The sequence below is a fragment of the Synechococcus sp. R8-2 genome (genome assembly GCF_047461715.1).
Taxonomy (GTDB): Bacteria; Cyanobacteriota; Cyanobacteriia; order Thermostichales; family Thermostichaceae; genus Thermostichus.
In genome coordinates, this window is the sequence record NZ_JANSHQ010000327.1 from 1 (window position 1) to 10,447 (window position 10,447).

At 56.0% G+C, this 10,447-nt stretch carries 8 protein-coding genes and 1 pseudogene; 3 read left to right on the plus strand and 6 right to left on the minus strand.

From position 1 onward, the window contains the following. Positions 1-307 (plus strand): annotated as a pseudogene (locus NW819_RS08360) (hypothetical protein); the annotation flags it as partial. Positions 308-342: 35 nt separating this feature from the next. On the opposite strand, the gene NW819_RS08365 reads toward NW819_RS08360, so the two are convergent. After that, positions 343-573, minus strand: a complete 231-nt coding sequence (locus NW819_RS08365; protein ID WP_414406883.1) for a DUF2555 domain-containing protein — start codon at positions 571-573, stop codon at positions 343-345. 236 nt (positions 574-809) lie between these two features. On the opposite strand from NW819_RS08365, the gene NW819_RS08370 reads away from it, so the two are divergent. Continuing rightward, a complete protein-coding gene (locus NW819_RS08370) occupies positions 810-2,588 on the plus strand; it encodes a flavin reductase (protein ID WP_414413476.1) in 1,779 nt (592 codons plus the stop codon). Here NW819_RS08370 and NW819_RS08375 read toward each other — a convergent pair. From NW819_RS08375 to NW819_RS08395, 5 genes are all read right to left on the minus strand, one after another. After that, entirely contained in the window at positions 2,566-2,901 is a 336-nt protein-coding gene (locus NW819_RS08375; RefSeq protein ID WP_414413477.1) for a Uma2 family endonuclease, read from the minus strand. The genes NW819_RS08370 and NW819_RS08375 overlap by 23 nt on opposite strands. A 67-nt stretch (positions 2,902-2,968) precedes the next feature. Then, positions 2,969-6,727, minus strand: coding sequence for a PAS domain S-box protein (locus NW819_RS08380; RefSeq protein ID WP_414413478.1), 3,759 nt, complete (start codon positions 6,725-6,727; stop codon positions 2,969-2,971). Positions 6,728-6,909: 182 nt separating this feature from the next. Continuing rightward, positions 6,910-7,497 carry a hypothetical protein gene (locus tag NW819_RS08385; RefSeq protein WP_414413479.1) on the minus strand — a complete coding sequence of 196 codons (588 nt, stop codon included), beginning with the start codon at positions 7,495-7,497 and terminating at the stop codon, positions 6,910-6,912. A 93-nt stretch (positions 7,498-7,590) separates the two neighbouring features. After that, entirely contained in the window at positions 7,591-8,205 is a 615-nt protein-coding gene (locus NW819_RS08390) for a Uma2 family endonuclease (protein ID WP_414330774.1), read from the minus strand. Between the two features lie 111 nt (positions 8,206-8,316). Then, the gene (locus NW819_RS08395; protein ID WP_414413480.1) at positions 8,317-9,648 is read right to left on the minus strand and encodes a serpin family protein; all 1,332 of its coding nucleotides are present in this window, start codon (positions 9,646-9,648) and stop codon (positions 8,317-8,319) included. 285 nt (positions 9,649-9,933) lie between these two features. Between NW819_RS08395 and NW819_RS08400 the strand changes: the two genes are divergently transcribed. Then, positions 9,934-10,447: DUF192 domain-containing protein (locus NW819_RS08400; protein WP_414413481.1), on the plus strand; the 514-nt coding region annotated here is incomplete at its 3' end.

The following is a 10,447-nucleotide window of genomic DNA, read 5'->3' on the forward strand; positions in this document are numbered from 1 at the left end:
GTCCATCCAAGAAAGCCGCGCCGAATTTGCCGAACAAGCTGCTGCCCAAGCTCAAAGCCTGCGAGAGCTACAGCAAGTTGTCAGCGAGACCCGCTCTGACTTAGCTCACCTTGCCGAGTGGGCAGAGGAAGTGACTCAAGCTCTGGTTACCCTCACCGCCCTACAACGAGAGCACGAACGCGCCATTCAGGCCATCAACCAACGGCAGGCGGAAACGGATCAGAGGTTCAACGTTCTCCTTGAAGAAGTGCGCTACCTGATTCGCAGGCAAGGCTCTGACGGAAATTCTCCCCCCTCGTCGGCCTGAGCACTGGGATCCCTTTAAGAACTGCAAGGACAGCCCTAATCTTCATCCACTTCCCACTCCAACAGGTGTGCATAGGGAGCCACCAAGTGGGGAGCATAAAAGGCAACGGCTCGAAGGGCATGCCAGTCTTCCAAGCAGCCAAAGACGGTCGGATACTCATTGCGCTCCAACCGCTCTGCAATTGCCGCCACATCAGCTTCAGTAAACTGGCGGGGATCCATCTCCTTGGTAGGGGCCTCCACTTTGGACTTGGATCGGGCAGACATAGGCAGCCTGAACACGCTACAAGCCGATCTTAGCCTCTTCCTTTTTGCCCGGCCGACTTTGAAAAAACTTGACACACTCCCCACCTCAATCGCTTGCTTCTTGCGCAGTTGTGAGGACGGGGCCTCAGACTTAACTTTTGGGCAAGCCGGGCCGTGGGCTCCCAAACTCTGAAAAGGGATCCCCATTCCTCCAGTTTCGTGGCAAGGTGAGGACAGATACCGCATCGGAGGCTGCTATGGAGAGCAAGATCCCCGCCCGCGATGTCCAAGTTGCCCTTATCGGCCCGTCCACGTTGGTTCTCCGCTCCCGCACCTGGGATCGCCTGAAGTTTGAGCTGGAATACGCTCGGCAACGGGGCACCACTGCCAATAGCTACCTCATCCAGGCCCGCCAAACCCTTCTCATCGATCCTCCGGGGGAATCGTTCACCAGCATCTTTTTAGAAGAGCTGGCCCAACACCAGTACCTACAGCGGTTGGACTTTATTTTGCTCAGCCACGTCAACTTTAACCGCATTGCCACTCTCAAAGCCCTATTGCCTCTGGCTCCCTACGCGATGGTGCTCTGCTCCAAACCGGGATCCATTACGCTACGGGCTGCCTTTGAAGAGATGGATCCCTTGCCCCGCAGTCGCGACGAAGAGGAAGCCGCCGATCTGGGCATTTTCTACAATGGCGACCAGTCTTTCCGTTTGCGGGTCATCCGAGATGGGGATCGCCTGGATCTGGGGGAAGGGCATGAGTTGCACTTTCGCACCGTGCCCACGCCCCGCCACCCAGATGCCCTCTGTGCCTACGATCCGGCCACCGGGATCCTCTACACCGATAAGTTGTTCGGTGCCCATGTGTGCGATGAGCAGGTGTTTGACGAGCATTGGCGGCAGCTCAGCGAAGACCGTCGCTACTACTTCGACTGCTTGCACCGCAACCAATTGCCCCAGGTGAAGGCAGCCCTGGCCAAGTTGGAAGAATTTCCCGCCCAAATCTATGCCCCTGCCCACGGCCCCTTGGTGCGCCACAGCCTGCGGCGGTTGCGGTTGGACTACCACACTTGGTGCGAGGAGGATCCCGGCGAGCAGCGGGTAGCTCTCCTATACACTTCCGCTTACGGAAATACAGGCTTGATGGCCATGGCTATAGCCCAAGGGCTGGAGCGGGCCGGCGTTAAGGTGGAGCGGATCAACTGCGAATGGGCCACTCCGGAAGAGATTGCCCAGGCTCTGGAGCGCTGCCAAGGGTTTGTTATCGGATCCCCGACTTTGGCCGGCCATCCTCCTGTGCAGATCCAAACCGCCCTTGGCATCATCCTTTCTTCAGTTCCCACCACCCGGTTAGCCGGGGTTTTTGGCTCCTACGGCTGGAGCGGAGAAGCGGTGGATCTCATCGAGAACAAGTTGCTCAATGCCGGCTTTTCCTTGGGGTTTGAGACGATCCGCGCCAAGTTTAAGCCCACCCCTGAAATCCTGGAAGCCTGTCAAGAGGCGGGATCCCAGTTTGCTCAGGCCCTGCGCAAAGCCAAACGAGCCCGCGCCCCTCGCCAAACCAGCAGCGAAACTCAGGCGGATCGGGTTGGGCAAGCCCTGAGCCGGGTGGTGGGATCCCTGTGTATAGTCACCGCCCTGCAAGGAGAGACCCGCCGCGGCTTCCTCACCTGGTCGGTGGCCCAGGCTAGCTTCAATCCACCAGGGCTAACCCTGTCGGTGAACAAGGAACAAGAAGCCGAATTGCTGACCTATCCCCAGGCCCCCTTTGTGCTCAACATCTTGCGGGAAGGCAAGGGCAGCAACTTGCAGCGGCACTTTCAGCGACCTCAACGGCCCGGAGAAGATCGCTTTGCCGGCTTGGCCACGGCCACTGCTGAGAATGGCTGCCCCATTTTGTTGGACGCCCTAGCTTACCTGGAGTGCCGTGTCAAAACCTGGATGGACTGCGGGGATCGCTACCTGGTCTATGCCGAGGTGGAACGGGGCAAGGTGCTGGATCCCACGGGGGTTACGGCCATGCGGCGGGGGTAGTGTATTGGAGAACAAAGATTTGTTGTGGAGTCAATGCTAACTGGATCCCGTCGATCACCTTGAGCTGACGATCTGCTCGGCAAATTTCTGGCTCTTGTTGAGGGGCAAATATCAAAACAGAGTAATCGTCTAAATCCACCATCCACCCTAATTTGCTGCCGTGCTTTAGGCGATGCAGGATATTATCGATTACACGGCTTAACCTTTGACCCGGCGAAAGAATTTCGATGTACTCCCATGCCGGAGAATCTTCTATGTGAGGCAACTTGAGGAAGTCTTCAAGAGTGAGAGCCAAATCTAGGCGAGTTGTCATAGGTTTAGGCAAAGCCCCCCCGGATCCCTGCCAGTAATGTATCCCAAAGCGAGGGGAAGAAGTGGAATTAAAATTGCGGCAATTGGGGTAGATGGAGCGTGAAAGTCGTCCAACCAGCAGAGCTGCTGACCTCAATGGATCCCCTCAGTTGATCCACCATTTGTTTCACCAAAGCCAAGCCCAGACCGGTGCCCCCTTCTTTCCAAGGATCATGGCTGGGGATCCGGTAAAAACGATCGAAAATGCGGGTGAGTTCCTCAGCCGGGATCTCTTGGCTATTCCTGACTTGGATGCGAGTTCGGTTGGCCTCAACCCTGACTTCTAGGCGGATGGATCCCTGGCCGGGGGTGTATTTCACCGCGTTGTGTAGCAGCTCCCGCAGGATGCGTCCCAAAAGGAGAGGATCTGTGGTGATGCTGCTCTCCAGAGGCACGTTGGCTTGAAAGGTTTGCCCCTTAGTACGGGCGCGTTCGCCAATAGCCAACAGCAAATCCCCCAACAAGGCTTCCCAGGTCAGCGTTTGCAGATTCAAAGCATAGGCTCCTGCCTTTAGCCGCTGCAAATCCAACAGGTCATTGATCAGCTCGATCTCCCGTTGGCATTCTCGCTCTGCAATGGCTAAGTATTGAGCTCGTTTCTCCCCAGTGGGAGCCATCTGCAACATTTTCAGGGCCATTTTCATGCTGGCTAGAGGAGTGCGCAGCTCGTGGCTGACAGTGCTGATGAAATCGTCTTTCAAGCGGTTGAGGCGCTCTAGGGCTTGCACCTGCTCTTGGGCCGCTCGGAATAGGCGCGCCTGCCTTAGGCCGATAGCACATTGATTGGCCACTTGAGCTACGAGATTCATTTCCTGCTCATCAAAACTTTCCTCGCTGCTGCGAAAAACCCACAGATCCCCCAAGACTTGCTCCCCATCCCGCAGAGGGCAGACCAAGACTGATCCTTGGCGGGGGGCGTCAGGAAGTAAACAATGGTCAGGAAGTAAACAAAATATGCAGGGCTCTCCTCGCAACAACTGGGCGTAGAGATCTGGATATTGGGCAAAGGGAATACAAGTATGCAAGGCCGACCCCAAGCGAGGACAATACTCGTAGCTGATGGTGGAAAGGGTGAGATCGGCGTTGTAAAGGCCAATATCGCAGCCATCTGCATTTAGGTTTTCTCCCAGCTCGCGCAGAGCGGTGTTGAGAATTTCAGCTTCATCCAGAGAGTCGCGCACCCGGTCAGTGATGCGTTTCAGCAGGGCCTCAAATTGCAGGGATCGCTGCAACTCAGAGGTGCGTTGCCGAACCTTTTCTTCCAAGGTTTGATTGAGGGCTTGCAGTTGTTCATATAACTGGGCCTGTTGCAACGCGATGGCTAATTGATCGCTCAGCTCTTGTAAAAGCCGGATTTCCCACTCTTGCCAAGGGCGGCTGGATTGGCAGTGCTGTGCCACCAGAAGGCCCCAGAGATCCTCTCCCCGCCGAATTGGGATCACCAAGTTGGCTTGGGCCTGGAAAGATTCCAAGAGCTCCCGATAGCAAGGATCCAAATTGGCCGTCGCCACGTTGGCTATGGCTTGCACAAAGCCCTCTTGGTACTTGCGGTAGCAAGGATCCTGGCGAAGGCAAGCATCCCACACCCGGCGGCCCAAGTGGCTGGGCCAGGGATCCGCCACCGACTCAGCAGCTACAAACCCCCCTACACCTTCCTGCAACTGATAGATCATCACCCGATCTACCTGGAGAAACTCTCGCACTTCCGCAACCGTTGTTTCCAAGAGGGTTTGCAAGTCCAAAGCTTGGCGGATCCGCCGCAATAAGGCCCCCAACAGTCGCTCCCGCTCTGCCTCTTGCCGAAGCACTTCTTGAGCTTCTTTGAGGGGGGTGATGTCCACAACAACACCGCAAACGGCATAGGGATCCCCTTGCTGATCCCGCAGGGCAAACTTGGTGACCCACTGGGTCAATCTCTTGCCATCGCGGAAAAAGGTTCGCTCGTAGCTGACAGGATGCGGAGATTGCAGGACTTTTTGATCCTGATCTCGAAATTCTAGAGCCTCTTCTGATGCGAACAGCTCACTATCCAACTTTCCAAAGAGCTCTTCTGCCTTGCAGCCTCTCTGTTGTAGATAAGTCTTGTTTACATGAAGATAGCGCCCTTCCAGATCTTTGAGAAAGATACAAAAAGGGATCCCGTCCAGAATAGCCCTAAGCCGAGCTTCGCTTTCTTGTAGAGCCAGCTCTGCTTCTTTCTGCTCCGTAATATCTTCGGTAATGCCAACAATACGGATAACCTCTTGCTGTTCGTTCAAGATGGGTCGGCAAGAAGTACGCAGCCAGCGCAGCCTGCCATCCCGATGGAAAATGCGGTAGGTGATCTGCTGGACTTCTTGAGTGGCTCGGGCGGCCACCTGCAGTACCCTTGGCAGATCTTCGGGATGGATCCTGTCTTTCCAGAGATCTGGCTTGCGGCGAAACTCTTCTGCTGTGTAACCCCAGATCTTCTCGCTTTGGGGGCTTTTGTAGAGAGACTGGCTCAAGTCTGCAGAATACACAAAGAAAACCACCGGTACAGCCTCTGCAATTTCCCGAAAGCGGGCCTCGCTCTCTCGCAAAGCCAGTTCCACCTGCTTTTGTTGGGTGATATCGCGGGTACTGGAAACGATCCCCTGAACCAAAGGATCATCCAAGAGATTGGTGCAGAGGCTCTCCAGCCACACCCACTGGCCATCGGCGTGTTGGGCCCGGTAAATAAAGCTGAGTGTCTCGCCAGGTCGAGCCTTGAGTTGCTCAAGAGCATTAGCAACGTTCTGCCGATCCTCGGGGTGAACCCAATCCAAGGGTACGGCCTCTCCCTGATTGGGAGCACGCCCCAAAATTTTCTCAGCAGCCGGAGGATTTAAGGTATGCAGCAGACCTTGGGCATCGATCCGACACAAAATGTCGTGGCTGTTGTTGAGGAAGGCGCGAAAACGCTCTTCTTGTTCCCACACCTCCTGTTCCAGCCGCTTTTGTTCGGTGATATCTAGGACAATGCCGAGAAGTCCCAAACCTTTAGACTGATCCTGAAGCTTTACGGCCAGGCGATAAGTATAGCGCTCCTGACCTTGAATTACTTCCTTGCCCTCGAGTTGGGAAAACCCTTGCCGCTCTAGATCGGCTAGAACTTGAGAGGTGTACTCCGGCCAGTGGGGATGTTGCTGAGCCACCTCCTCCAGAGAAGTACCCACCAGAGAAGTACCCAGCAGATCGCCAAACCAGGCGCGGTCAGTGGCATTTTGCAAAATTAGCACTCCCTGGGGATCCCTGGCCCACACCGCCAATGGCAGGGCATCCAACAAGGTGCGCAGTTGGGCCTCCCGCAGCCGCAGGTTTTCTTCCAACTGTTTCTTCTCGGTAATGTCTCGGCCCACCCCGCGAATGAACTGCAAGCGGCCCCGCCGGTCAAAAATGCCTTGGTTGATCCACTCGAACCACCGCACCTGCCCCGACGCATCCGATACCCTGCCAACTCGGGTGAAGGTAGGCTGCTGAGGGGTGAGCTGGGCTATCTTTTGCCGCACCTGCTCTTGCTCTTCTGCCGGCAGCACGTCAATCCAGCGCTTGCCTCGCCAATTGCCTAAGAGTTTTTGGCAAGCTCCATTACATTCCACCACCGTCGTATCTGCACGCGCCAGCATGATGACATCGGGAAAACCCACCTGATCCCGCTGCAGCCAGCGCTTTTGCCAGTACATCACCACGGCCAGTGAGGATCCCCAAAGGAGCAGCCAAAGCCATCCGGGCAGAGTGTTCCAGTTGAGTAAGGTAAGCAGGTTGACCAGATCCCAGGAGGCGCTCATGAAGGTTGTCGATTAAGTTAAGTTTAGAAAGTGTCAAGGAGTACACTGCTTTTCGGTAGCATTTCTAACCCAGGATCAAGCACTGTGCCAACAATTCCCCATCTCCCCGAAAACTCCCCGAAAAGGAGAGCAAAGTTTGAGTCTACTGGAACGGTGGGGCAGTATCCTCGAAAAGGGGGCTTTCAGGGTGAAGAGTTGTTTCTTAGGTTTCCTGAGTGTTCGGATAGATAGTTCTGAATCCAGCGCACCAGCCGCTGAGAGAGCACGAAAGCCTCCGGATCATCCCCCTTGATGCTCACTTGGCTATGGAAGCAAGCGATGATCTCCTCTTTCAGCTCCTGCTCAGAAGGATCTCCGCGAAACTGCAACCGCACCTGACTTTGTACCTGGAAACTCTCTTGAGCTTGGTTGTCCAAAACCTCCTGGCCTACCCGATGTACCCGCACCCCTTGCAACTGGGCCAAGGGATAAGAAAACACCTGCTGCCGCCAAAAGCCCCAAGGGCCACGCAGGTGGGTCAGGGTCACCACCTGCCTCTCTCGATCTAGGCTCAAGATCTGGCCTAGCCCCCAAGGGATCCCAATCCACAAGCCCATCCCCACAGCCACCAACCCCCACAGCGGCGAACGGGCCCACAGTTGGGATCCCAAAATTAGCAGCACCAAGCCCCCTGCCGCCCGCCAAGCCAGTTGCTGGGAAGTGAACCGTTGTAGGGCAATGCGCAGCCGTTTGGGATTGCGCTCCAGAACCTGCGGATAAACCAATGCCATGAAATGGGATCCCACTGCTTAGGCTAGCTTAACAGGGGTTGCTTTTCCCTAGGCGCTGAAGGCGTCTTATCCGTACATTGCGTTGGTGAAAAACTACAACTCCGGCTCGGCAAAAAACTCTGATAAATCCAGCGCAAATCCAGGGATCACCTCTCCACCTTCCAGGATGTCGCCGGGTTTCTTCAATGCTTCAGGCTCAGGCCGGCGATAGACCAAAACGTATTTCTCTTCAGGATGAATGATCCAGACCAGCCGGGATCCATTCTCGAAATACTCAACAACCTTGTCGTGGATCTCTCCAACGGTGTTGGCATCGGAGAGAACTTCTACAGCCAAGTCTGGGGATCCCTCAATATAACCCCTTGGGATCCCGCCCAGAGATTGCAGTCGTTCTTTGGAAAAAAAAGAACAATCCGGAGAGCGGCGATTACCGGATTTCATTTTGAAGGAAGTATCGGAATCGAAGGTAAATCCAATCCTTTGACTGCGAACGTACGAGCCTAGAATGATATGAATCAAACTTACGTAGTACCCATGCTTTGCGCCTGCCGAGCCCACAGTAACCAGTTCTCCATTCACAACCTCATAGCGATTGCCATCCTCCGGTAAAGCCATAAACTCTTCGTCAGTCCAAATTTTTCGAGAAGCTGCCGGAGAACTATCAGCAGGTGCCTCGGCCAATTTTTCTCTTTCCAAAACCTCGACCATCATGACCTCCGCAATGAAAAACGGCTAAGGGAGCCAGTCTGGAGTCAACACATCCTGAAGAGCAATCTGCAGGCCCGGCAAGAAGTCAGCAAGCTGCCCTGAGGGATCCCCTTATTTAGGATCCACCAGGGATCCCATGAACAACACGGTTTGGGCCGCTGGGTTGCCGCCGGATCCGGAGGCCACAATGGCAAACCAGAAGGGCCGATCTGCCACAAATTGAAAGGGCTCTTGCCGGTCGACAGCAGTCCGGGAGACGATCACCCCAGTAGCGGCTGCCGCCTCGGATCCCTCTTCGTTCACTTCAATTGCTGCTTTGTGCAGGACTCTGCTGATCCGCGCTGGCTCTGGGGTCATCTGGCTGAAGTCGGCTCGGTTGGAAAAGGCAATCCCTAGGCCCAACTGCTGTAGAACTGAAGTGAGATCCGTTTCATAAGCCAGTTCAAATTTCGGGATCCGCACCGAACCTGCACGGGGGCGCAGGGATCCCGTCCATTCTTGCCAAGTTTCCGGGCTCAGCTCTGCCCGCAGCGATTCCAGCTTCACTCCCTTCTTGGGCAGCAGGATCAGCATTTCCAGTTCTCCTTCCCCGTAGGGCAGGCTCACCACCTGCAACTGCTCGGTTTCCAGGTAGTCGTAACGACCGGATTGAACCATCATGGGTACTCGGACGCGGCGGCCATCCAACCGAGTAAAGGGCTGAGTTTGGGTGCGCTCCGGATCGAAGGGCTGAGTCCACTCGCCTTTGAAGTAGATGGCATTGAGCAAAACCATCAAATCCTCGCGGCTGAGGCGATCCACAATGCGGTTGATCTTGCCCTGGGTGCGCTCGGCCACCCAGCCGTTGATCTGGTTCACCGTTTGCCGGGATCCCAAATTCACCCGATTCACCACCGCTTGGTAGTAGGTGGCCAAAGCCTGCAAAAACTGGGGCTGTAAGGTGAGGGTTTGATCCACCCAGAGGCCGTTGGCCATTTGCACCTGGACTGGCCCTCCTGCCGGGGATCCCTCCGCCAGCCAGCCCACCATTTGGGCATTGCTCCAGTTCAACTCATTGAGGGAAAGGTCCTGTGCCTCCAGCACCTCGGCCATTGCCGTTTGAGTCTCCCCAGAGGCGCCGTTGTAGAGCATGCTCAGGGCCAGGCGGATGCTCAAGGGGGAGAAAAAGAGGTTCTCTTGGGGCTGCTGACGGAGCAGGTGATCAAACAGTTTCAGCGCAAAGCGGCTTTGGGCTTGTTGGGCCACGGTCTTTTCCCCATACCCTTCCCCATAGGTCACCGTTGGCTCAAAGGGAATCCGCACCGGGGTTTCCTGTGAACGGGATCCCATCCCGTGAGTGGGCCAGAGGCCCAGGCTCAGTAAACCCAGCAGAGCCAGAAGAGGGATCCGGCTCACCGAGGATCTATTGAATCTATTGAAATTGAAATTGAAAGGGTCTTTCATACGGCTCTCCTGGCAGGGTGGGGAACGATAAAGTCTATGGCTATGCTATCGGGTCGGTTGCGGGCTGCTCTTGCCCAGGGACGCCATTTCCGCTGCGCTCAAGGTGGAAAGACGCAGGCAGCTTCCGGCAAGCAAGAATTGGCAAGGCCCTCCCAGAGGGGAACTTTCTGCATCCGGTTGGCCAAGTCGCGGCAGCAGCGTCCGGCGCGATAGGATGAAGCCTGCACAGGAGAGTGCCACATGGTTCTGTTCACGATACACGTTCCAAAAGGGTGCAGAGTCGCCTTGGGCCTGGCTCTACTGCTCCTGGGATCCGGCTTGGGGTGTACTGCTGCCACGGAGAGATCTCCCGCCTCACAAACTCAGGTAACCGAAGCCATCTCTCCATCCCCCCCAGCCATAGGGCAGCCCCAGCAACTGCCGGTTGAAGCGGAAGTCACCCTTGCCGGCCAACGCTTTGAGTTAGAGGTGGCCCGCACGCCTGAGCAGCAGCGCTTGGGCCTGATGTTTCGCACCGACTTGCCGCCGGATCGGGGCATGTGGTTTCCCTTTGATCCGCCCCAGCCAGCTTCTTTTTGGATGTTCAACACTCTGATTAACCTGGACATCATTTTCCTTCACCAAGGCAAGGTGGTGTACATTGCCGCCGATGTGCCCGGCTGCCCCGCCCGACCCTGCCCCACCTATGGGCCGCCTCCTTCCCAGTTGGTGGACGGTGTGCTGGAGTTCCGCGGCGGGACGGCTGCTGCTTTGGGTTTGGCCGTTGGAGATCCGGTCGAGATCCGAGAGCTTCAGCCCG